This is a genomic window from Serratia myotis, from assembly GCF_027474885.1.
Classification (GTDB): domain Bacteria; phylum Pseudomonadota; class Gammaproteobacteria; order Enterobacterales; family Enterobacteriaceae; genus Serratia; species Serratia proteamaculans.
In genome coordinates this window covers 4,070,690-4,093,011 of record NZ_CP099707.1, presented here as the reverse complement: position 1 = coordinate 4,093,011, position 22,322 = coordinate 4,070,690, and the positions used below count along the sequence as shown (strand labels likewise).

General features: G+C 53.1%; 20 protein-coding genes. 11 read left to right on the top strand and 9 right to left on the bottom strand.

Annotated features, from left to right (window positions below; genetic code table 11):
- Positions 1 to 14: 14 nt before the first annotated feature.
- From NHG65_RS19350 to NHG65_RS19335, 4 genes are all read left to right on the top strand, one after another.
- Positions 15 to 5,861 (top strand): DUF637 domain-containing protein, encoded by a 5,847-nt coding sequence (locus NHG65_RS19350; RefSeq protein ID WP_499182553.1) that lies wholly within the window; start codon positions 15 to 17, stop codon positions 5,859 to 5,861.
- A complete protein-coding gene (locus NHG65_RS19345) occupies positions 5,858 to 6,232 on the top strand; it encodes a hypothetical protein (protein WP_207979920.1) in 375 nt (124 codons plus the stop codon). The genes NHG65_RS19350 and NHG65_RS19345 overlap by 4 nt, the downstream gene beginning before the upstream one ends.
- Before the next feature lie 207 nt (positions 6,233 to 6,439).
- Positions 6,440 to 8,074, top strand: coding sequence for a DUF637 domain-containing protein (locus NHG65_RS19340; RefSeq protein ID WP_272931541.1), 1,635 nt, complete (start codon positions 6,440 to 6,442; stop codon positions 8,072 to 8,074).
- Positions 8,075 to 8,083: 9 nt separating this feature from the next.
- A complete protein-coding gene (locus NHG65_RS19335) occupies positions 8,084 to 8,449 on the top strand; it encodes a DUF596 domain-containing protein (RefSeq protein ID WP_207979921.1) in 366 nt (121 codons plus the stop codon).
- Positions 8,450 to 8,525: 76 nt separating this feature from the next.
- On the opposite strand, the gene speG is transcribed toward NHG65_RS19335, so the two are convergent.
- The 3 genes from speG to purM form a co-directional block, all read right to left on the bottom strand.
- On the bottom strand, positions 8,526 to 9,080 hold the full coding sequence (gene speG, locus NHG65_RS19330; RefSeq protein ID WP_099062596.1) for a spermidine N1-acetyltransferase: 555 nt from the start codon (positions 9,078 to 9,080) through the stop codon (positions 8,526 to 8,528).
- 135 nt (positions 9,081 to 9,215) lie between these two features.
- Positions 9,216 to 9,854 (bottom strand): phosphoribosylglycinamide formyltransferase, encoded by a 639-nt coding sequence (gene purN, locus NHG65_RS19325; RefSeq protein ID WP_207979923.1) that lies wholly within the window; start codon positions 9,852 to 9,854, stop codon positions 9,216 to 9,218.
- Positions 9,854 to 10,891 (bottom strand): phosphoribosylformylglycinamidine cyclo-ligase, encoded by a 1,038-nt coding sequence (gene purM / locus NHG65_RS19320; protein ID WP_499183495.1) that lies wholly within the window; start codon positions 10,889 to 10,891, stop codon positions 9,854 to 9,856. The genes purN and purM overlap by 1 nt, the downstream gene beginning before the upstream one ends.
- A 255-nt stretch (positions 10,892 to 11,146) precedes the next feature.
- On the opposite strand from purM, the gene upp reads away from it, so the two are divergent.
- The gene (gene upp, locus NHG65_RS19315; protein ID WP_017893631.1) at positions 11,147 to 11,773 is read left to right on the top strand and encodes a uracil phosphoribosyltransferase; all 627 of its coding nucleotides are present in this window, start codon (positions 11,147 to 11,149) and stop codon (positions 11,771 to 11,773) included.
- Positions 11,774 to 11,832: 59 nt separating this feature from the next.
- Positions 11,833 to 13,122, top strand: coding sequence for a uracil permease (gene uraA / locus NHG65_RS19310; RefSeq protein ID WP_112348682.1), 1,290 nt, complete (start codon positions 11,833 to 11,835; stop codon positions 13,120 to 13,122).
- A gap of 52 nt (positions 13,123 to 13,174) precedes the next feature.
- Here the strand turns inward: uraA and NHG65_RS19305 are convergent, their stop codons facing one another.
- Together NHG65_RS19305 and NHG65_RS19300 are read right to left on the bottom strand one after the other, a co-directional pair.
- A complete protein-coding gene (locus NHG65_RS19305) occupies positions 13,175 to 13,423 on the bottom strand; it encodes a GlsB/YeaQ/YmgE family stress response membrane protein (RefSeq protein WP_006316897.1) in 249 nt (82 codons plus the stop codon).
- A gap of 30 nt (positions 13,424 to 13,453) precedes the next feature.
- A complete protein-coding gene (locus tag NHG65_RS19300; protein WP_129936911.1) occupies positions 13,454 to 13,969 on the bottom strand; it encodes an E3 ubiquitin--protein ligase in 516 nt (171 codons plus the stop codon).
- A 228-nt stretch (positions 13,970 to 14,197) separates the two neighbouring features.
- Here NHG65_RS19300 and hda point away from each other — a divergent pair, with 228 nt between their 5' ends.
- On the top strand, positions 14,198 to 14,899 hold the full coding sequence (hda, locus tag NHG65_RS19295) for a DnaA inactivator Hda (protein WP_085118118.1): 702 nt from the start codon (positions 14,198 to 14,200) through the stop codon (positions 14,897 to 14,899).
- A gap of 57 nt (positions 14,900 to 14,956) precedes the next feature.
- Here the strand turns inward: hda and arsC are convergent, their stop codons facing one another.
- Both arsC and bepA read right to left on the bottom strand, forming a co-directional pair.
- Positions 14,957 to 15,310 (bottom strand): arsenate reductase (glutaredoxin), encoded by a 354-nt coding sequence (gene arsC / locus NHG65_RS19290; RefSeq protein ID WP_085118116.1) that lies wholly within the window; start codon positions 15,308 to 15,310, stop codon positions 14,957 to 14,959.
- 20 nt (positions 15,311 to 15,330) lie between these two features.
- Complete coding sequence (bepA, locus tag NHG65_RS19285; RefSeq protein ID WP_499182552.1) at positions 15,331 to 16,800, bottom strand: beta-barrel assembly-enhancing protease; 1,470 nt, start codon at positions 16,798 to 16,800, stop codon at positions 15,331 to 15,333.
- Positions 16,801 to 17,171: 371 nt separating this feature from the next.
- Here bepA and NHG65_RS19280 point away from each other — a divergent pair, with 371 nt between their 5' ends.
- Positions 17,172 to 17,714, top strand: a complete 543-nt coding sequence (locus NHG65_RS19280; RefSeq protein ID WP_099062588.1) for an RrF2 family transcriptional regulator — start codon at positions 17,172 to 17,174, stop codon at positions 17,712 to 17,714.
- Between the two features lie 148 nt (positions 17,715 to 17,862).
- Positions 17,863 to 19,071, top strand: coding sequence for an NAD(P)/FAD-dependent oxidoreductase (locus NHG65_RS19275; protein WP_099062587.1), 1,209 nt, complete (start codon positions 17,863 to 17,865; stop codon positions 19,069 to 19,071).
- Between the two features lie 38 nt (positions 19,072 to 19,109).
- Here NHG65_RS19275 and NHG65_RS19270 read toward each other — a convergent pair whose 3' ends face one another.
- Complete coding sequence (locus NHG65_RS19270) at positions 19,110 to 19,571, bottom strand: Lrp/AsnC family transcriptional regulator (RefSeq protein ID WP_085118113.1); 462 nt, start codon at positions 19,569 to 19,571, stop codon at positions 19,110 to 19,112.
- Positions 19,572 to 19,765: 194 nt separating this feature from the next.
- Here NHG65_RS19270 and NHG65_RS19265 point away from each other — a divergent pair, with 194 nt between their 5' ends.
- The gene (locus NHG65_RS19265; RefSeq protein WP_207979925.1) at positions 19,766 to 20,383 is read left to right on the top strand and encodes a LysE family translocator; all 618 of its coding nucleotides are present in this window, start codon (positions 19,766 to 19,768) and stop codon (positions 20,381 to 20,383) included.
- Positions 20,384 to 20,433: 50 nt separating this feature from the next.
- On the opposite strand, the gene NHG65_RS19260 is transcribed toward NHG65_RS19265, so the two are convergent.
- Positions 20,434 to 20,862: a TOBE domain-containing protein gene (locus NHG65_RS19260; protein WP_099062762.1), complete on the bottom strand. Its 429-nt coding sequence runs from the start codon at positions 20,860 to 20,862 to the stop codon at positions 20,434 to 20,436.
- A 340-nt stretch (positions 20,863 to 21,202) separates the two neighbouring features.
- Between NHG65_RS19260 and NHG65_RS19255 the strand changes: the two genes are divergently transcribed.
- Positions 21,203 to 22,285 carry a YncE family protein gene (locus NHG65_RS19255; protein WP_207979930.1) on the top strand — a complete coding sequence of 361 codons (1,083 nt, stop codon included), beginning with the start codon at positions 21,203 to 21,205 and terminating at the stop codon, positions 22,283 to 22,285.
- Positions 22,286 to 22,322: the final 37 nt, after the last annotated feature.

Below are 22,322 nucleotides of genomic sequence, written 5' to 3'. Positions count from 1 at the left end.
CGAGGGACTGAAACGTGGATAAATACAACCATCCGCTGGCTCGGGGCGCCAGCTACCTGCTGATTTACCTTACTGCGCTACAACCATTGCATCCGGCCTTTGCCGCTGGAATCAACGCTGCCAACGGCAACACCCAGGTGGTCATCAAACCCGGCAACGTACCTGTGGTGAACATCGCCACGCCCAATGGTGCAGGTATTTCTCATAACACTTATAAGGACTTTAACGTCGGAGCCCCCGGCGCGGTGCTGAACAACGCTACGCAGGGTGGTAAAACGCAGTTGGGTGTCGACATTATCAATGGCAACCCCAACTTCAAGGGCAAACCGGCCGATTTGATCATCAACGAAGTCACCGGTGGCAGCCGTTCCGAGCTGCAGGGCAAGCTGGAAGTGTTCGGCAACAAAGCCAATGTGATGATCGCTAACCCCAACGGCATCAGTTGCGATGGCTGCGGTTTTATTAATACCCCGGGCGTGACCTTAACCACCGGTAAACCGCAGTTTGATAAGCAAGGTGCGTTGGAAGCGCTGGAAGTCAAAAAAGGCACGGTCACTATTGGCGGTAAGGGGCTGGACGGTAACGCCCAGGATTATGTCGATATCATCAGCCGCGCCACAACATTGAACGGCAAAATTAATGCGAACAACCTGTCGTTGACCCAGGGGGCCAACCGGGTCAGTTTCAAGGATGGCACTATAAAATCCATCGCCGGCGAGGGCACCAAACCACAGTTGGCGGTGGATACCAAGGCATTAGGCGGCATGTACGCCAATAAAATACGTCTGGTGGCCAATGAAGATGGTGTCGGAGTCAATCTGAAAGACCTCACCAGTAAACAGCGAGATATTACGTTGAGCGTCAACGGTAAAATCTCGCTCAACGGCACTACGCACAGTAAAACCGATCTCAACGTCAGCGCCAAAGAGCTGCATGTCACGCCGGGTACTATCGTGCAGGCCGACGGCAACGCCACGCTTGCAGCCACCAAGCTGGTTAATGACGGACAGATCAGCACCAGTGGTGACATGCAGATTTTTGGCGACCACATTCGTAATGCGGGAGAAAACGCCAAACTCCATGCCAACAAGAGCATGTGGATACAGAAGGATGCTCAGGGCAACAAAGCGAATATGGTTGAGAACCGATCGGCGAAAATCATGACCAACAGCGGAGATTTGGTGATTCGTACCGAGAGTTTGAATAATGTTCGTAATGAAGCTATCTCTGGTTGGAGAAATATCCCAGGGGATTCGAAGGCATTCAATAAATCATTCGTTGGCAGTTACTACGGTACTCGGCAGGGAGTCGATGCGGTTGTACGACTGGAGCCGGAGTTGAAGGACTTTGGTATTGATAGTTGGTTTGGGGAAATCAACCTGTCAAGAAACGATAAGGTTAATATTGGGCGAGATGAGTATGCGATAACTAAGTCACAGATGCCGGGAGTGATTAGTTCAGGCAACAACGCTTATATAAATGCTACCAGTCTATGGAACGATCAATCTAATATTAACGCAGCTAAGGATCTGATCCTTACGGGGAACAACTTTGTTGTAAAAAGCCTACAACTGGGCCAAAAGGATAGATATTGGCGCATGGCCTCCGATACCTTTGGTGTGGGTAGTCTCGCCCGTGATGAAGATGCGCCACCAGGCGACTGGGATTTATTATATTCCACGGAGAAAGCCGTTTATACCAAGCAGCAAGAGTTATCGGTTTGGAAGATAAAAGGAAGTCAAAAATCGCTGATTACCGCGGGTAATAACCTGGTGGCGGACTTTAAAGACGATATTCATATTGATACACCACTTTCATATGATGTAAAAACCCACGAGGTTATTATTTCAACACTTCCAGACACGGTGACTGCAAAGAATATTCTATTACATGCCAATACTATCGGAAATACAGATGTTATTCGGGCCAGTGGCGATATCACGCTTGTTGCCGAGGATCGTATAAATCTGGGGCAAGGGGTACTTGCTGCAGGTAATGATATTTCTATGGTCGCAGTAAATAATATTGATGCATGGCAAAGCGAAGTTAAAGGAAAAAATGTCACGGTTACCAGCCGTAACGGTGAGGTTAAATTTCATACAAGCGAAGGTCCTCGTTATTTCTTCCCCGGCAGTATCCGTTGGGTAACCGCATTATCTGCCTCAGGGGATTTAACGGTTTCCGCTGGTAAAAATATTTATCTTCGAAATACGCTTCTGGCTCCTCAAAGCAAAAGTATCTCTCTGACGGCAAATCAGAATATTACTATCGAGAACAATAATGCGTTACTAGATAATAAAACATTGTCTGAAAGCATCAGCCAAGAGCAGGAGAAAACACTTTTCAATCGTCTGTTGGCGATTACGCAGTTAAACGCATCAGGTTCGGTATTGTTGAATAGTGGGGCGTATTTGGCGCTGCGCGGAGCGCAGATTACAGCAGGAAAAGACATTAGCCTGTTTGCCGGACATAACGTTGATCTGAACTACCGCGAACTTGGCGGACAGTTGAATGATTTATTCTCGCCATCCCGCACGCCGGAACTGGGCAGTAAGCTGCATGCCGGTGGTAATTTGCTGATTAATTCCGCACGAGATCTTGGTACGCAGGGGGGGACGCTATCCGCCAACGGCAATATTACCTTGCTGGCCGGGCAAAATCTGTGGCTGGCGGCAGTGGGTTACTCCGCTATCGATGCGGCCAATGACAATAACAAGGACGACCGCCATTTGGTGACGACCCTCAGCGCCGGGAAAAACCTCTCTCTGGCGGCGAATAATCAGTTATTGGCTTACGGCTCGAGGATTAAGTCCGGCGGCAATATGATACTGACTTCCGGCGGAGATATGCGTTTTGAGTCGGTGCAGAACCATAGCTACCGCGAAGGTGGCAATGAGTTTACCGAGAGCACCACGCAGCAGGGCAGCGAACTGAATGCCGGCGGTCTGATGACACTGATTTCTAACGGCAGCATTTTGTTCCAGGCGACCAGGCTGGTGGTCAAGGGGCTGGGCGCCAACTGGAAATCACCGGTGGCGGTGACGGACTGGGTGAGTCGTATTGCTGAGGCAGAAAACCAACTCATTGATATTCAACAACGCATCGCCCGTGCGGAACAAGAAAAAAACAATACCGAACAAGCATTAAACAGCAAACGTGGGCAACTGGAGCAATTGAACAAGGAGCTGAGTAGGCTTGAGAATGATTTTAAAGTTCAACCGCCGAACCGTATCCCTGTGCTCAGGCATTTAACCGAGTTAATGGTAGAAAAAAGGCAACAAATTGCAACGGTTTCAAATGAAATTAATGGATTAAATGCCACATATACGTCTGTGCAACAGCGGAATGAACAGGCCCGGTATGAACATGTAGTAATGCAATCACGCCTGACAACCGCACGCAATGAGGCTCAGAGCAAGGGGGCGGACGAAGCCAAACAAAAGGCCCAGGTCGACGCTCATAATCAGGCAGAAGCCATGCGTGCCGGCAATATGGATATCGCCGCCAAGGGCGGTTATCTCTACGCGCAGGCAATGGAAGAGTCCAGCCACTACGAAAAAACCGAGAAGAAACGCAAATGGTGGGGCAAGAAAACCGAGGTCAAGCAAACTCGCCATGACGTGACCAACAAGGTCACCGAGTTTACTGCCGCTGGCAATATCACGCTGATGAGCCGCGACGACAGCACCTACGAGGCCAGCAAGATAGAGGCCGGCAAGAATGCGAAGCTGACCAGCACCCACGGCCAGGTCAACTTCCGCGCGGTGAAGAATACCAGTTTCGAGCAGACCATCAGCAATTCGAAAGGTTTCTTCATCAAGCAGGCCAACAAGGGCTATGAAGACAACAAATGGGTGCTGCCGAGTATCCATGCCGGTGGCGGACTCACTGTGGATGCCGCCAAAGGCGTCAGCGCCGATGTGAAGGCGAAAAACGGCCAGTCACTGCAAAGTGCCATTAATGCGTTGGGCAACACGCCGGGCACCACTTGGGTAAAAGATCTTAACAAACGCAATGATGTGCAATGGAATAAGGTCAAGGACGCCTACGACAGCTGGGACTACAAGAGCCAGCATCTGAACCCGGCGGTAGCGGCGGTGATTGCCATTGCCGCGGCAGCGGTGACGGCGGGCAGTTCGTTAACGGCGCTAGCGGCCAGCAATGTCGCCGGGGCCATTGGTGGCGGAGCCATTACCAGCGGAGCCGTGACGGCCGGGATGTCGTCGCTGGCCTCTCAGGCGGCGGTAGCACTGGTAGAAAATCAGGGCAACCTGTCGAAAACCCTGAAGGCATTGGGCAGTAACGAGAGCGTCAAGGCGACAGCTACTGCGATGGCGATTGGTGGGGCGCTCAACGGGTTTGACAGTGCGATGGGCTGGAGTAAGGACGCGGCGGGCAAACCGCTCAATCCGAACAACGTGAAGCTGCCGCAACTGAGCAACGGCGACTGGAGCAAGGTGGCGCAGCGTGTAGCCGGTCAGTCGGTCATCAGTTCGAGCCTCAACACCACCATCAACGGCGACAGTTTCAAAGACAGTCTGGCTAACGCCTTGTTAGCCAATATCGGCAGTCAGATTAATGCCGAAGGGGCGAAGCTGATAGGGGATAATGGTCAGGTTCTCGGTGTGCCGGGCCGGGCCGTGAGTCATGCGGTGGTCGCCGGCGTGGCGGCTGAAATCGGACGTGGTGACGGCAAGGGAGCGGCAGCCGGGGCGCTGGCGGCGGAGCTGGCCGGGGTGATTATCAATGACAATCTGGTGAAAAACGAAGGATGGCAGGAGCGTCAGGCACAAATCAGCCGTGTCGCAGGTGCCTTCGCGGGGGCTATAGCTACCGGCAAAGCTGCAGGCGCCAATAGCGGCGCAAATGCCGGGGAGTTTGTTGAGCGTTTCAATCGCCAGTTGCATCAGGAAGAACTCAACGCTATTAAAGAGCTGGCGAAGGGCGACAAGGAAAAAGAAGCGCGTCTGATGGCGGCATCCTGCCGAAAAGTAGCCTGTACCACGCAGGAAGCGTTAAACTCGGAAGAGCGCAAGCAGTTTGAAGCTCTGATGAAGAAATACCCGTCAACGCGGGATGAAGATGGGCTCATTGCCAACTACTGGGTACAAAAAGAGCGTCAGCGCTTCGGCAATTACCCGGCGTTTGCCGGCTATGACAGTGAAAAGTTATTCACGTATGATTTGGGTGACCAGATAACCGACGGTCAGCTGTTTGCACGAAACCAACAGATAGAGCAAATCAGCAAGTTGACCGGATGGTCGCCGAACTGGGTGAACGCCTCGGTGATGGCAGTTTCTATCGCCAGTACGTTTGCCGGTATGGGGAAAGCGAGTGTTGGCAACCAGTACCTGTCATCCAAACTGGTCGGGCCAAGCAACGCCTGGAAAGGGTATCTGGTCAATGAGAAGACCATTCAGCAGGCAGCAACGTTCAGACAGCAGGTGCTGGATGCCAGAGCACCGTTTTCACAAAATATCAGGAAGACGGGGAATGCCGCAGTTGCACAAATCGATATTCCAGGTATGCCGAAAACACTTGCGGCACACAGTCGTGTCGACGTGGCAGAAAAAAGTTTTATAGGTGAAGGCAGCGGCAATTTTAAATATAAAACCATCAATAGCGGGGATGGTAAACCAATCCCTAGAAATACAGACTCGGAGTACAAAATCTTGGACAACCTGGCCGATAAGCTGGGTAACAATGTGTCAGCAAAGGGGAAAGTTACCATTTTCACTGAACGTGCTGCCTGTGAGAGCTGCTTGGGTGTCGTGGATCAATTTCAGGAAAAATACCCCGGGATCAGAGTGGAAGTTCTTGACAACAACAACGTAATGTTAATTCCTGGGAGATTAAAATGATGGATGAAGAACGTATGACTTACAGTGAAATAAGAGAAATGATACTGGGATGTTTCTATGATTGCTGTCGGAATATTCTATCCACGAATAAAAAGACTGGTGAAAAGTCATCCTATGATGGCTTAGAAATTGGGTATGCAGCATATCAGTGCGAAAATACGCCTTTTTCGCCTATAGAAAAGCTAATGTTCAAGGTCTTTCTCCTCATTTTAATGGCTGGAAGAGAACCCGGAGAGGTAGAAGATAACATTCGTAATTCTATCGCATTGATTATAAATGAAGCTCCTTTGGATGTTCTGATTGAAGACATCTCTGATAAAGAAAAAAATGACTTGCTTTATGATATGGAGTTGCTTGGATTGCTTGAGTAACCTTCCCGTTCCCAACACGTTTTGCGCATGCAGGTGCTAGCCAAGGTAAAAAAGTAACACTGCAGGCAGGATTGTCGGAAATCCAACGCCCTTACGAACGGCTCTTCGGAGCCGTTTTTTTCGTCTCGAGTAACGGCGCTAGCGGCCAGCAATGTCGCCGGGGCCATTGGTGGCGGAGCCATTACCAGCGGAGCCGTGACGGCCGGGATGTCGTCGCTGGCCTCTCAAGCGGCGGTAGCACTGGTAGAAAACCTGGGCAACCTGTCGAAAACCCTGAGGGCATTGGGCAGTAACGAGAGCGTGAAGGCGACAGCTACTGCGATGGCGATTGGTGGGGCGCTCAACGGGTTTGACAGCGCGATGGGCTGGAGTAAGGACGCGGCGGGCAAACCGCTTAATCCGAACAACGTGAAGCTGCCGCAACTGAGCAACGGCGACTGGAGCAAGGTGGCGCAGCGTGTAGCCGGTCAGTCGGTCATCAGCTCAAGCCTGAACACTACGATTAACGGCGGCAGCTTTAAAGACAGTCTGACTAACGCCTTGTTGGCCAATATCGGCAGTCAGATTAATGCCGAAGGGGCGAAGCTGATTGGTGATAACGGGGAGGTATTGGGTGTCGTCGGTAAATCCGTCAGCCATGCAGTGGTCGCCGGCGTAGCGGCTGAAATCGGACGTGGTAACGGCAAGGGGGCGGCAGCCAGGGCGCTGGCGGCGGAGCTGGCTGGCGTTATTATGCAAAGTACGTTGTTCGAACCGACCAACCTCAATGAAAAAGAACGTCAGCTGCTGCGTCTGCAGGAGGCGATGAATGGCAACGAGGTTAAAGAGCAAACGGCACGTGTTATCGGTGCGCTGACCGGTGCTTTGACTACCCATACGCCAGAAGGGGCTTACAGCGCTGCGGACAGTGCGCAATCTGTCTACCGTTACAACATGACGGAACATATGTTGCTGCAATATGCATTGGATAATCAAAAGGATATCCTGGCGGCAGATAAAGGTGATACTGCGGCAGCAAAACGCGTGGCCGCTCGTCGAGAGGCTGCAGCCATCGTCGCCACTGTTGGCGGCGGCGGCCTGGTTCTTGCTGCGGGGGGAATGACGTTAGTGGGGGCAGCACCTGAGCTGGTTTTGGCTGCCCGTTTGGCTATTGCTGGATGTAAAACCAATCCGGCGCTTTGTCTGAACCAGGCCGGAATTTTTGCCGCAGACATTGTGGCGCCGGAGGCCATAATTGGAACGGGAGCCGTCACTACCGGCAGCACGCTGATCTTGGGGAAAACCGAGGATAGCGTGAAGAAGCTAACGCAGCAGTTGGTGAAGACTTCCGATGAACTGTATAAAACCAAAACCTTCAATGCTCAACCGGTCGCAGATTTCATCAAGGGGGAAACGACTGCGGGTGCCAATTTGTCGACCAAAACGGCGAATTACCTGCGAGATATTCAAAAAAGCAATACGGATCAGCTTGTCAAGCTTTTCGATAAAACGGAGGCAGATGGCAAGGTAAATGTTTTTGGAAAATCAATACAGCAAGTTTTAGGTGATGGCGGGAGTAACAAAAAAGGAACAACAAAAGTTTTTGCGTCCGAGACGCTAACAGATAAGGAAATCTATGATTATGCTCAGTCACTTACTGGAGGTCTCCCTCTTAAAGAGGTAAGAAACTCGAAAGGGGTTGTTTACTTTGCTAAGTTTGATGGAAAAATAGTCAATTTAAGAAACTACTCTTCAAGTGCGCAAGAGTCGAAAGCTCGATGGACCATTGATATTATAGGAAATAAGAATATAAATACAATGTCTAAACTTTCTGATAATAAGTTTGAAATAAAATTTAGATAGGTGATTTCTATGCTGACAGAAGAACAATATAAAGATAGAAAAGAGATTCTTGAAGGCGCATCAATGGTGACTATATGGGAGAACATTCACCCGGATAGTATCTCTGGAGAAATAACTCTTTCTTTTAATGAAGAAAAAGAGTTATTTTTATGGTTTATTGAACGTCTTATGAATGATGGAAAAGTAAAGCTCGCCAGTTGCGGCCAGTTTTTGACTGGAAACATAAAGGAGCAAATGGATAGATTTCGTATTAACTTCCCCAATACTCCTGAAGATATGGAGCATGGGGCTTTCAATGGTTATTGGTTCTTATCTGATGCTTGTCCTGCGGGTATTGTTTGGATCCACGAAAATGGATATCAAGACTGGACCTGATTTTCTTTCGTCATATTAACGACAAGTAAGGGCCGATAAGTTCCCCATAAAAAACCCGCTTTCGCGGGTTTTTTGTTTACTTCACCAGGGGCTTATCGCTGGCCGCCGTTTTGAACTTCGCCATGTACTGCGGCTGGAAAATACACATGCGCAGCACGGTGCGATATTCACCGTAAACGAAGAACTCGTCGATCAACTCGCCTTCTACCTCGAAGCCCAGCTTGCTGTATATGTGGATCGCCTTCGGGTTCTCTTTGTCGACGATCAGATACAGTTTATACAGGTTCAGCACCGAGAAGCCGTATTCCATCGCCAGCTTGGCGGCGATAGTGGCGTAGCCTTTACCCTGATGGGTCGGATCGATAATGATCTGGAACTCTGCACGGCGGTGGATATGGTCGATCTCAACCAGTTCCACCAGTCCGACTTTGGCGCCCTGGTGTTCGATAATAAAGCGGCGTTCGCTCTGGTCGTGGATGTGCTTGTCGTACAGGTCGGAAAGCTCCACGAAGGCCTCGTAGGGTTCTTCGAACCAATAGCGCATCACGCTGGCGTTGTTGTCCATCTGGTGGACGAACGTCAAATCATCCCGTTCCAGTGGGCGTAGCTTGACGTTGGTAGGGCTGGACATGGGGGTTCCTTAATGTCGTTATTGTAGGGGATAGCGCTTTATATTGTGGGCAAGTATAGCGCTGGCAGTGCGGATGCTGCGAAAAAAAAACGGCGCCGTTAGAGGCGCCGTTTAGAAAATGTTCGGTTTTGCACTTTAGTCCGCCGCATGTCCCTGTTCGGGCAAGCGTTCGCCGTCCAGCCAGGCAGCGCCATCACGCATCGCCAACCGACCTTCGGCAAACCAGTTCACCACCAGCGGATAAATCTGGTGTTCCTGGACCTGTACCCGTTCAACCACCTCATCTTCCTCGTCACCGGGGAAGATCGGCACCTTGGCCTGCAAAATCACCGGGCCGCCGTCGAGCTGTTCGGTCACGAAATGCACCGAGGTGCCGTGTTCGCTGTCGCCGTTGTCTATGGCTTGCCGGTGGGTATGCAACCCCGGGTATTTCGGTAGCAGGGAAGGGTGGATATTCAGCATGCGTCCGGTAAAGCGCTGTACGAACTGCGGGCTGAGAATGCGCATGTAGCCGGCCAGTACCACCAGATCGGGTTGGTATTGGTCGATGGCTTCCGCCAGTGCGACGTCAAACGCCGCACGCTCGGCAAAGGCCTTGGCATCCAGCGCATGGGCGGCAATGCCTGCCGCTTCTGCACGTTGCAGGCCATAAGCCTGTGCCCGGTTGCTGAATACCGCCACAATTTCGGCGGCAATTCGGCCCTGCTGGCAGGCGTCAATCAGCGCCTGGAGATTACTCCCCTGGCCGGAGACCAACACCACGATCTTTTTCATCAGTTGATGACCACTTGTTGTTCGTCAGAAGAAGCGGTCAGTTTACCGATCTTCCAGGCTTTTTCACCGGCGGCAGTCAACAATGCGATGGCGGATTCAACCAATTCTTCCGGCAGTGCGATCACCATGCCCACGCCACAGTTAAAGGTGCGGTACATTTCATGACGGCTAACATTACCGGTCTGCTGCAGCCAGGTGAAGACGGCCGGCCACTGCCAGCTGGATTCGTCGATCACCGCCTGCATACCTTCTGGCAGCACGCGCGGGATGTTTTCCCAGAAGCCGCCACCGGTCAGGTGAGCGATAGCATGGACGTCGATTTTCTCGATCAGCTCCAGCACGGATTTCACATAAATCTTGGTCGGTGCCAGCAGATGGTCAGCCAGCGTTTGGCCTTCCAGATCGGTGGTGGTTGGGTCGGTGTTGCTGACTTCCAGGATTTTGCGCACCAGCGAGTAGCCGTTGGAGTGCGGGCCGGAAGCGCCCAGGGCGATCAAGGCATCGCCGGACTGAACCTTGCTGCCGTCGATGATTTCGGATTTCTCGACCACGCCGACGCAGAAGCCGGCCACGTCGTAATCTTCACCATGGTACATGCCCGGCATTTCGGCGGTTTCACCCCCAACCAGCGCACAACCAGACTGCTTGCAGCCCTCGGCGATACCGGTAATCACGCTGGCCGCGGTGTCCACGTCCAGTTTGCCGGTCGCGAAGTAATCCAGGAAGAACAGCGGCTCGGCGCCCTGTACCACCAAATCGTTCACACACATTGCAACCAGATCGATGCCGATGGTGTCGTGTCGTTTCAGGTCCATCGCCAGACGCAGCTTGGTGCCTACGCCGTCGGTACCGGACACCAGAATCGGCTCGCGGTATTTCTGCGGCAACGCACACAGGGCGCCAAAACCGCCCAGACCACCCATCACTTCAGGGCGGCGGGTCTGTTTAACTACACCTTTGATGCGGTCTACCAATGCATTGCCAGCATCGATATCGACACCTGCGTTTTTATAGCTGAGAGAGGTTTTGTCGGTCACTGCGCGATCCCCACGACGGTTTGCGGTTTGAAAACTGTGCATCCGGCATTGATTCCGGACTAAGGCGCGGCAATTCTAACAGCGCAGGCAAACGTTTGCGAGTGGCTTGTGAACCAGCTCCGCTTTTTCGTCATCTATACTGTTATTCAATCTTTTGTTGATCCCGATCGGGCTATAGTGGGTGGCGCAGTCGGCAAAAGGAGGTATAATCCGGCGATTTTTTTGGCCGTCAACCACCTTAATAGGAGAAAAATGATGAAGATCGTTGAGGTGAAACACCCGCTGGTGAAACACAAGCTTGGCCTGATGCGTGAAAATGACATCAGCACCAAACGCTTCCGTGAGCTGGCTTCGGAAGTGGGTAGTTTGCTGACCTATGAAGCGACCGCCGATCTGGAAACAGAGAAAGTGACCATCGATGGCTGGTGTGGTCCGGTTGAAATAGACCAGATTAAAGGGAAAAAAATTACCGTTGTGCCTATCCTGCGTGCCGGTCTGGGCATGATGGAAGGGGTGCTGGAAAACGTCCCTAGCGCACGCATCAGCGTGGTTGGCGTTTACCGTGACGAAGAAACCCTGGAGCCGGTACCTTATTTCCAAAAGTTGGTTTCCAATATCGAAGAGCGTTTGGCCCTGGTTGTTGACCCGATGCTGGCGACCGGTGGCTCGATGATCGCCACTATCGATCTGCTGAAAAAAGCCGGCTGCAACAGCATCAAGGTGCTGGTACTGGTAGCGGCCCCAGAAGGTATCGCCGCGCTGGAGAAAGCACACCCGGACGTCGAGCTGTACACCGCTTCTATCGATCAATGCCTGAATGACAAGGGCTACATCGTGCCGGGCCTGGGTGATGCGGGCGATAAGATATTTGGTACCAAATAAAAATTGAAGCCGACGTGAGTCGGCTTTTTTTTGACCGGAAAATGATTAAGGAAAAAAACATGACCCGTCGCGTCATCGGCGTCAGTGAACGCCCGCCGCTACTGCAGACCATTCCACTCAGCTTCCAGCATCTGTTCGCCATGTTTGGCGCTACCGTGCTGGTGCCTATCCTGTTCAAGATTAACCCGGCGACGGTGTTGCTGTTTAACGGCATAGGGACGCTGCTGTATCTGTTTATTTGCAAGGGCAAGATCCCGGCTTATCTCGGTTCCAGCTTTGCTTTTATCTCACCGGTCTTGTTGTTACTGCCATTGGGTTATGAAGTTGCGTTGGGCGGTTTTATCATGTGCGGGGTGTTGTTCTGCCTGGTGGGGCTGATTGTCAAAAAAGCCGGTACCGGCTGGCTGGACGTCATCTTCCCACCGGCGGCGATGGGGGCGATTGTCGCGGTCATCGGTCTGGAACTGGCGGGTGTGGCGGCCAATATGGCGGGGCTGTTGCCGGCCGACGGCGTCAGTGCAGACACCACTACCGTGACCATTTCGTTGGTAACGCTGGGTGTGACTATCCTGGGCTCCGTGTTGTTCCGCGGTTTTCTGGCGATTATCCCAATTCTGATCGGCGTACTGGTGGGGTATGCATTGTCGTTCTTTATGGGCGTGGTGGATTTAACCCCAATCCGTGAGGCGCACTGGTTCGCACTGCCGACTTTCTACACCCCACGTTTTGAATGGTTTGCCATCTTCACCATCCTGCCGGCGGCGTTGGTAGTGATCGCCGAGCACGTCGGCCACCTGGTAGTGACGGCCAATATCGTGAAAAAAGACCTGCTGCGCGACCCGGGTCTGCACCGTTCCATGTTTGCCAACGGCATCTCGACGGTGATCTCCGGCTTCTTTGGCTCAACGCCAAACACCACTTACGGTGAGAATATCGGCGTGATGGCCATCACCAAGGTTTACAGTACCTGGGTGATCGGCGGTGCGGCGGTTCTGGCGATCCTGCTTTCCTGCGTCGGTAAGTTGGCAGCGGCCATTCAGGCGGTGCCGGTACCGGTGATGGGCGGCGTATCCCTGCTGCTGTACGGGGTGATCGGCGCGTCCGGTATTCGCGTGCTGATTGAATCCAAAGTGGATTACAACAAGGCGCAAAACTTGATTCTGACTTCGGTGATCCTGATTATCGGCGTCAGCGGTGCCAAGGTGCATATTGGTGCTGCCGAGCTGAAAGGCATGGCGCTGGCAACCATCGTGGGCATCGGCCTCAGCCTGCTGTTCAAGGTCATTAGCCTGTACCGTAAGGAAGAGGAAGTGATCGAAGCGCCGGATGAGTCGGCCGAACAGAAGTGATGAATGAAAACGGGCAGCCGATAAGCTGCCCGTTTTATTAATACGCAATAAATTAGCTGCGGATTTTACGGTAAACAAACAGCACCACGATGGCACCAATCACCGCCACCACGAAGCTGCCGAAGTTGAAACCGTCCACTCTGCCGTAGCCAAAGAAGGTGCTGATATAACCCCCGACCACGGCACCGACAATACCCAATACGATGGTCAGGATAAAACCGCCGCCGTCTTTACCTGGCATGATCCACTTGGCTAAAATACCGGCGATTAGGCCGAAAATGATCCAGGAAATAATTCCCATTGACTGCTCCTTTCTTTGATATCAACTAAATTATTGTTGTGTTGCCGGCTGGGTATTGTTGTTCCCTGCTGCATCAGCATCACTTTTTAATTCTTCCGCTTTATTCTCAGCGCTGTTTTTAATCGCTTCGGTTTTCGCTTTGGCCTGTTCGGTCAAATCGTTGGCGCCATTAATGGCGTCGTTCTTAATGGTTTTAGCCTGGTCGACCAACTGCTGGCTTTGTTTGCTGGCGTCATCTTTGATGGCATCGGCTTTGGCCTTCGCATCATTGGTGATGGCTTCTGCCTGCTTGCTGGCATCGTCTTTAATCGCCGAAGCCTTGTCTTTAAGCTGGTCGGCCTGAGTGGTGGCCTCTTTCTTGATGTCCTTGGCCACGGCGGCGGCTTTATCGGTCAGATCGTCCGCTTTTTTCTGGGCGGCGTCTTTCATCTGCTCTGCGCTGTCTTTGGCCTTTTCAAGATTGGCGTCGACTTTGGATGAGTCATCACAGCCGGCAAGTACTAGCCCAATGAGTGAGGCCAAAAGCACTTTATTCCATACTTTCATTGTCTATATCCTTGTAGAACCTTGTTTATGGTGATTGCGTTTCGCTTATCTATACTAGGATAAGACTTAGCTGAAATACAAATTTCACTGACCAGAGCCGTCGGTTAATTTGACCGCGTTGGCCACCGTTGTACACTATTGCGGCATAAAATCCTGCCGGTTCAACAGAGCCCGTTTTCTGTGGTAGACTTACCGCGTTTTCCTGCCAGTTTTGGTTGAGGTGCTTTTCTGAATACGCCGGCACAGCTTTCACTGCCACTTTATCTTCCCGATGATGAAACTTTTGCCAGTTTTTATCCGGGGGAGAACCCATCCCTATTGAGCGCGATCCAGTCCGCCGTTCGTCAGGAACACGGCAACTATATCTATTTCTGGTCACGCGAGGGCGGTGGGCGCAGTCACTTGTTACATGCGGCCTGCGCAGAGCTTTCGCAGCGCGGTGAAGCCGTAGGCTATGTGCCGCTGGATAAGCGAGCCTATTTCGTGCCTGAGGTCCTGGATGGCATGGAGCAGTTGGCGCTGGTGTGTATCGATAATATCGAGTGCATCGCCGGTGACGAAGCCTGGGAAATGGCCATCTTCAATCTCTATAACCGCATCCTGGAAACTGGCCGTACGCGCCTGTTTATTACCGGGGATCGTCCGCCACGCCAACTCAATCTTCACCTGCCCGACCTGGCCTCACGCCTGGACTGGGGGCAAATCTACAAGCTGCAACCGCTGTCGGATGAAGAGAAACTGCTGGCGCTGCAATTGCGTGGCAAACTGCGCGGATTTGAATTACCGGAAGACGTGGGGCGTTTCCTGCTCAAACGCCTGGATCGCGAAATGCGCACGCTGTTTATGACGCTGGATCAACTCGATCACGCTTCGATCACCGCCCAGCGCAAGCTGACCATCCCGTTTGTGAAAGAGATCCTGGGGCTGTAACAGCTTCACTTCGAAAATTTTGGGCACCATAATCAGTGCCCAATATCAATATCACGCTTACAAAATCTCCAGCACCTGTTCCGGCGGTCGGCCGATACGCGCTTTGCTGCCGTTGACCACAATAGGGCGCTCGATCAGCTTCGGATTCGCCACCATCGCCGCCAACAACTGGGCTTCGCTCAGGCTTTCATCCGCCAACTTCAATTCTTTGTACAGATCTTCTTTCTTACGCATCAGTTCGCGTGCCGAGGTGAAGCCCAGCTCCTTCAGCAGTTTTTTCAACTGCTCCACCGACGGCGGCGTCTCCAGATACAGCACCACTTCAGGCGTTACGCCATGCTGTTCCAGCAGCGCCAGGGTTTCACGGCTCTTGGAGCAGCGCGGGTTGTGGTAAATCGTGACGTTCTTCATTTAAATCATCCTTATCAAAATCAGCTGCGCTGGTACTGGCGGAAACGCTCTTGCAACTGGTGCAACTGGTCGATGCGCGCATCATAGCGCGCCTGTTTCAGGCTGCCGAGTTTTTGCAGCGAACTGGCATTGCTGAGCAAACCAATGGCCTGATCGAGACGGCCGGTCAGTGCCAGGCTTTCGGCACGGGCAGAAAGCTCTTCATCGCGCAGTCCCTGAGCGGCACTGGCCTGGGCCAGCAGATCCCAGGCGTTGGGATCGTCCGGATGGGCGAAGGTATAACGGTTAAGTATTTTGGATGCCTGGGCCGGCTGGTTGCCTTCAACATAGGCATTGGCCAGGTTGAGCTGCAGCACCGGGTTGTTGCTTTGGGCGGCATTGGCCGCCTGCAGACGGGCGATGGCCTGCGGCGCACGTTTCTGACCGAGATCGATGTCGGTCATCAAATCGAGCAGCCAGACGTTTTTCGGATCTTGCGTCAGCAACGGCTGAATGATGTTACGGGCGTCATCGTATTTTTTCGCCTCATAGAACAGAATGGCGCGGCCATACTTGGCGGCGGTCTGTTCACGTATATTGCCTTTGCTGTAAGTATCGAGCAGTTCTTCGCGCAGGCCGTAACCTTCGGAACTGTACATCCCCAAAGAACGCACCTTGGCCATCAGGTAATCCTGGGTGGACTGCACCAAATGCTTGGGCATCTGGTTGGCGCGGTTGCGTGCGTCAGACAGACGACTGTCGGGTAATGGGTGGGTCAGCAGCATTTCTGGCGGTTTCGAGGCGTAGCGCGACTGGTCAGACAGCTTCTGCAAGAAGTCAGGCATGGCTTCCGGATCAAACCCGGCGCGTTGTAATACCTGAATACCGATACGGTCGGCTTCCTGTTCGTTGGATTGGGTAAAGCTGATCATGCCCTGTTGCGTACCGGCCAGGGTACCGCTCAGCGCCGCCATGCCCATGGTCGGGTTGGCCATCGCCAGCAGGATGGAGCCGAGGGCGCCAACCCAGGTCAGGGGAGCATTGCGTTGCTGATCTTCCATCGCTCGTGCCAGGTGGCGTTGGGTCACGTGCGAGATTTCATGCGCCAGCACCGAGGCGAGCTGGCTTTCGTTGTCGGTTTCGCGAAACAGGGCGGAGTGCAATACCACGTTGCCGCCGAAGAAGGCAAAGGCGTTAATTTCGTCGTTACGCACCAGATAAAAATGGAATGGCGTGCGTACCGAATAGGCGCTTGCCACCAGTCGGTTACCCAACTGGTTAATGTATTGAGTCAGCAGTGGGTCGTTGATCAGCGGTGCGCTGGCGCGAAGCTGACGCACATAGAAATCCCCCATGGCCATTTCCTGGCCAATGCTCAGGGTGCCGCCCGCAGAGGTGCCCATATCCGGCAGTTGATCCTGGGTTTCCGCCTGCACCGGCGCCATCGCCGTGGCGTTGAGCGTGCCAAGCAACAGTACTGCAATCGCTGTTTTGGTCAACCGGGTGGTCATAGTCAGGCTTTTCCCTTAAATAGTCATTTCTAAGACGTCAGCATCACCTAAGAGTTCTTGTTCCCTGCCGGACTCGCCAAAACAATCAGTGCGAAAGCGTGTTGGCTCACAAAAATGCACGCGTTGTGGCGGCCTGTTGGCAGATCACATCATAGTCAGCCAAAAGCGACAATGAAACTTATGTTCGGCAATAATCGGACAGAAAGGCTTTATTTTTCATTTCTGAATACCACCATGGCGATCGACGGAGTGACGCTTTCAGGCCATCGACTAAAAACAAAGACAAAGTTTGTCTGCGTTTTAATTGACAGGTTAAACGTGGACTAATATAGTCTGTGTTATTGAATTCACAGGTGCACCGCAAACCCCATATGGCTTACATCACTACCAGCGTTGAATACGGCATCCACTGTCTGCTTTGGCTCGTCGGCGATAACCAGCGTGCTCTTAGCAGCCGCGAACTTGCCGAGCTGCAGGGTATTTCCCCCAGCTTCCTGGCCAAAATCTTTCCCAAGCTGGAAAAAGCGGGGATCGTTGCCGCGAGCGAAGGCGTGCGCGGTGGTTATCGGTTGGCCCGCCCGGCAGATGAGATCACTTTTCTGGAGATCATTGATGCCATTGAAGGTCACAAACCGCTGTTCGATTGCCAGGAGGTGCGTGGCCGCTGTGCGGTGTTTGATGACAGCCCGCCAGACTGGGCGGTGTCGGGCAAGTGTGCGATCCATGCGGTGATGCTGCAGGCCGAAAAGGCCATGCGTGATGCGCTGGCGGTACAAACTCTGGGGGCTGTCGCTACTCGCTTCGGGCGCAAGGCACCAGAAGGGTTCTTCGGTGAGGTCAACATCTGGATGGATGAGCGCATGAGCGAGCGCACCACGCGCAGCGGCAAACCGGCCCGCACCAAGCCTCAATAACGCCTCAGTATTTTCTCTGACTATTTTTTCCCGCCTGTGTGCCACAGGCGGTAGCCCTTCTGCACCCTTTTATCCGGGAGCGGAACGGCGCCACTCGCCTGGAAAACAGTACGGGCAACCCGATAAACGTGTATGAAGGAGTTATTCCATGACGCAGAAAATAGTGATCGCCGGTTCTGGTTTTGCTGGTTTTTGGGCTGCCGTTTCCGCCATGCGGGCAATCTCGCTGGCCGGCAAGGAAGAGGACATCGAAGTGACGATGGTTTCGCCGACGCCGAACGTCACCATTCGCCCACGGCTGTATGAAGCGGTGTTGGAAAACATGAGTCCGGATATCTCGGCACAGCTTGCCGCTATTGGCGTTCGTCATTTGGCCGGTTTGGTTGCGCAGATAGACAGCGAAAACCAGACGCTGGTGGTGGAGCGTGCAGAAGGACAAAGACTACAACTGGATTATGATCGCCTGGTATTGGCGACCGGCAGCCAATTGTTTATTCCTCCGGTGGCTGGTTTTGCCGAGCACGGCTTCAACGTGGATACGCTGCAAAGTGCACAACGACTGGACGCCCATCTAAAAGCATTGTCCGATCAGCCAGAAACTCCGGCGCGTAACACCGTGGTGGTAGTTGGCGGTGGGTTAACCGGGCTGGAAAGCGCGGCCGAAATGCCAATGCGCCTGCGTGCCATTCTGGGCAGCGAAGCGAAAATCCGGGTGGTGATTGTTGATACCGCAGAAGAAGTGGGGGCGGGTATGGGGGCTGAACCTGGCGTGGTGATCCGACAAGCGCTGGATGAATGTGGCGTTGAGTCACGGGCCGGGCTGCGCGTTACGGCGATTGATGCCGGCAGCGTTACGTTGTCGAGCGGCGAACGCATTGCAACCGACACGGTGATATTGGCCGCCGGCGTGCGGGCGCATCCGTTGGTTGCACAAATTCCGGGTGAGCGTGACGGCTCCGGTCGCATTGTCGGTGATGCCTTCCTGCATGCACCGGCGGTGGATGGCGTGTTTGTTACCGGGGATACGGTTAAAGCCGCGACCGACGGGCAGGGGAATCATAACCTGATGACCTGCCAGCATGCGATGAGCCTGGGGCGCGTAGCCGGGCACAATGCCGCGGCGGAACTGGTCGGGCTGCCTCTTTATCCTTACAGTCAGCCCAAGTACGTGACCTGCCTCGATCTCGGTTCCTGGGGAGCGCTCTACACCGAAGGCTGGGACCGTCAGGTGCGCTTCACACGTGAGGAGGGAAAAAAGATCAAACAGGAAATCAACACCCAGTGGATTTACCCACCGGCAGCGGATCGCGATGCGCTGTTCGCCGTCGCCAATCCAGACTTTGTGATTGTCCCTTAAGACTTAAGTCACCCACGGGAGCGGAAACGCTCCCGTTGTTATTTCCCCATCGGCAAAAAAGAGCGCTCAGGCACCACGGTTTTCATCACCAGTGTCGAACTGAGGCGTTGAACGCCGGGCAGTGCGGAAAGCTTCTCGTCATACAGCTGCTGGAATGCGGGTAGATCGCGCGAGATCACATGCAGCAAATAGTCTGGATCACCGAACAGTCTTTGCGCCTGCACCACCTGAGGAATATCCACCATCGCATCCTCAAAGGCCGCCACGGCGTGGCGATCGCCTTCCCTCATGGTGACGAAAACCAGCGCGGAAAAGTTATACCCCAGGCTGGTGGGATCAAGCTGGGCGCGATAACCCCGGATCACTCCCGACTCTTCCAAAGCCCGGACCCGACGATGGCAGGGGGAAACGCTGAGCCCGATCCGTTCGGCCAGGTCGGTGACCGAAAGTCGCCCATCGGTCTGTAGTTCAGCAAGAATTTTGCGGTCAATCTTATCCATTTAGAAGAATTTCCCCGAACTCGTGGTTTTCAGGCAAGTAATTGGCAGCACATTTTAACGCCCTAAAGATATTCTTTCCAATAATTAACCGCTCGGGACTGCGCGTTTTTGCAGCGGCGCTCAGGGTCTTATAATGAGGAAAGTCAGGTGAACATACGGATAACACAGCAATCTCGGCAGGGGCTTAAACCATCATGACACTCGCCATTTTTGCGGCCTTTTGGGCGGTCTCTATGCTGTTTGTCATCACGCCGGGCATGGACTGGGCATACGTCATATCGGCAGGTATACGTGGCAGGGTCGTGGTCCCCGCCGTCGCCGGTTTGCTGTTTGGTCACCTGCTGGCGATTGTGGTTGTGGCGGCTGGCGTGGGGGTGTTGGTTGCAGGTAACCCCTTGATCCTGATCGTGCTCACCGTCGCGGGAGCGGCCTACCTGTTGTGGATTGGCATCAATCTGCTGATGAGCCCGCCTGTACCCAATTCCGCGGAGAAACAGAGCTCAGACTCATGGATGCGCTGGGCGAGTAAAGGAGTTTGCATCAGTGGCATGAACCCCAAAGTGTTCCTGCTGTTTCTGGCCCTGCTGCCGCAATTCACCGATCCGCATGCCGTTTGGTCGATACCGACGCAGATCCTGGCACTCGGCCTGTTGCATCTGGTCAGTTGTGGGCTGGTTTATCTGCTGGTGGGGTTTGGCTCGCAGTCTGTCTTGCAGACTCGCCCACAGGCGGCGCGAGTTGTCAGCCGTATCTCAGGTGCCGCGATGGTGATCATCGCCGTCGCCTTGTTAGCCGAGCAAGCGCTCAAATAAGAGAGGATATATCCGCCGACATGATGGCGGATATATCAAGGGGGATGCCGTCAGGCTCTGACGGCAAGCAGCACGGATGAGGCTTTGATCAGCGCAATCACCCGAGACCCGTTTTTCAATGCCATTTCCTGCAGGCTTTCGTTGGTAATCACCGAGGTCAGGGTAAAGCCCGCATCCGTTTTGATATGTACGGTGCTGTTGACGGCTCCTTGTTCCACCGCACTCACTTCTCCGGCAAACTGATTACGGGCGGAAAAACGCAGCCCACAATCTTCAGACGCCAGGATCACCCAAGGTGCTTTGATTAGCGCTACGGCTTCTTTGCCGGTGACCAGACCAAGCGATTGCTGGCTCTGCACTGTCACAATGGCGACCAATTTCTCTCCACCCGGCAGGGTGATTTCTACCTCATCATTAACGGCGCCTTTTGCGACCGCAGACACGGTACCGGATAACTGGTTACGAGCTGATACTGACATAAATTCCCCTTGGTCAGACATGATAATGAACTTGCCGTACAGCATGACCATTTCTCGTTTTATTTGCCACTGTCCAGCAAGAGTTGTGTGAGCATTCACCTGATGTTGCTGAGGGTTCATACGGCTTTACGCGGCTATTGGGACAGCCATTTACGCTTGCTTGCATAAAATGTAATGAGTATGATTATTATTCTCTTTGTTATTCGCATGCATAAAAGTGAAATACCCTCCACAGGGAACACTGAGACAGACGGTGGGGCTCATTTCTCGTCATGGGAAAGCCAAAAAATAATCCGCAGAGCCACCACTCAATAACTTTATATGGCCAAGGATTTCCCTGATGAAAATGAAAGTCTCCGCGCTCGCCCTGGTGATGAGCCTGGCGCTGAGTGGCTGCGTTACACAAAAGCAACCCTCTGCTTTTCCAATCGCCCAACCTGCCGCACCGGTGACTCAACCCGCCAATAGTGTTCAACGTGAACTGGCAAATGGTCTGTATGAGATCGCACTGGCTCCGGCGGGTGATGCGTTATATGTCGCCAGCTCCGAAGGTTTTAAAGATGTGCAGGGTGGGGTGGTTTATAAGCTGGATGCGAAAACGCTGAAAACGATTAGCCTGACCCACACAGATCTGAAAAACTTTGCCATGCAGATATCCCCTGATGGCAAAACTCTCTATGTGACTAATTCTCTGGATGGCGGTATCAGCGCTATCAATACTGCTGACGGCAAAGTGAAAGGTCGTCTGCTGTTTAGCGAACGCAACGAGAAAGGGCTGCCGTATGGCGCGCGCCAGATCTTGCTACACGAAAATACGCTGTATGTGGGCGCAGTGGCCGATCCGGCGCTGATTTGGGTGGTTGATGCCAATACGCTGAAATTAAAAGCGCGAATCAAAAACACCGGCAAATGGATGACCGGCCTGCATTACTCGCAACAAACCCAGCGCCTGTATGCCGCGAACGGCAGCGGGGAAATCCTGGTGATTAACCCGAAAAACAACCGCATCGAAAAACGTTGGAAGCCGCTTGGCGATAAGCCGGCGCTGTTGCTTAACCTCACGGAAGACAGCGACACCGGCCGACTGTTTGTGACCGACAATTCAAAAGCTAAAACCACGCTGGTATTGGATATTCATAGCGGCAATTTGTTGAAACAGCTCGATGTCGGCGATTCGCTGGCGGTGTTGTTCAATGCGAAACGTAACGAAATTTATATCTCGCAGCGCGAATCCGGCAAGGTGTTGAGTCTCAACGCCACCACCTATGCGGTGAAACAGAGCTGGGCGTTGCCGCCGAATCCAAACAGCCTGTCGCTCTCTGCAGACGGCCAGACCCTGTATGTCACCGTTAAGCAGGTATTTAATAAAGATCATTCGACCAAAGGCCCGGACAGCGTTGTTCGCATTGATTTGAATAAATAAGCCACACCGGCTCGGTAACGGGCCATTTTTGTTCCAC

Coding starts and splice junctions, on each gene's coding strand:
- NHG65_RS19300 (WP_129936911.1), bottom strand. CDS start 13,969: ATGAAAGTATGGAATAAAGTGCTTTTGGCCTCACTCATTGGGCTAGTA.
- NHG65_RS19270 (WP_085118113.1), bottom strand. CDS start 19,571: ATGGATAAGATTGACCGCAAAATTCTTGCTGAACTACAGACCGATGGG.
- bepA (WP_499182552.1), bottom strand. CDS start 16,800: ATGACCACCCGGTTGACCAAAACAGCGATTGCAGTACTGTTGCTTGGC.
- purN (WP_207979923.1), bottom strand. CDS start 9,854: ATGAAAAAGATCGTGGTGTTGGTCTCCGGCCAGGGGAGTAATCTCCAG.
- NHG65_RS19265 (WP_207979925.1), top strand. CDS start 19,766: ATGACACTCGCCATTTTTGCGGCCTTTTGGGCGGTCTCTATGCTGTTT.
- upp (WP_017893631.1), top strand. CDS start 11,147: ATGAAGATCGTTGAGGTGAAACACCCGCTGGTGAAACACAAGCTTGGC.
- NHG65_RS19260 (WP_099062762.1), bottom strand. CDS start 20,862: ATGTCAGTATCAGCTCGTAACCAGTTATCCGGTACCGTGTCTGCGGTC.
- NHG65_RS19345 (WP_207979920.1), top strand. CDS start 5,858: ATGATGGATGAAGAACGTATGACTTACAGTGAAATAAGAGAAATGATA.
- NHG65_RS19280 (WP_099062588.1), top strand. CDS start 17,172: ATGGCTTACATCACTACCAGCGTTGAATACGGCATCCACTGTCTGCTT.
- NHG65_RS19255 (WP_207979930.1), top strand. CDS start 21,203: ATGAAAATGAAAGTCTCCGCGCTCGCCCTGGTGATGAGCCTGGCGCTG.
- speG (WP_099062596.1), bottom strand. CDS start 9,080: ATGTCCAGCCCTACCAACGTCAAGCTACGCCCACTGGAACGGGATGAT.
- NHG65_RS19335 (WP_207979921.1), top strand. CDS start 8,084: ATGCTGACAGAAGAACAATATAAAGATAGAAAAGAGATTCTTGAAGGC.
- uraA (WP_112348682.1), top strand. CDS start 11,833: ATGACCCGTCGCGTCATCGGCGTCAGTGAACGCCCGCCGCTACTGCAG.
- NHG65_RS19340 (WP_272931541.1), top strand. CDS start 6,440: ATGTCGTCGCTGGCCTCTCAAGCGGCGGTAGCACTGGTAGAAAACCTG.
- NHG65_RS19275 (WP_099062587.1), top strand. CDS start 17,863: ATGACGCAGAAAATAGTGATCGCCGGTTCTGGTTTTGCTGGTTTTTGG.
- arsC (WP_085118116.1), bottom strand. CDS start 15,310: ATGAAGAACGTCACGATTTACCACAACCCGCGCTGCTCCAAGAGCCGT.
- NHG65_RS19305 (WP_006316897.1), bottom strand. CDS start 13,423: ATGGGAATTATTTCCTGGATCATTTTCGGCCTAATCGCCGGTATTTTA.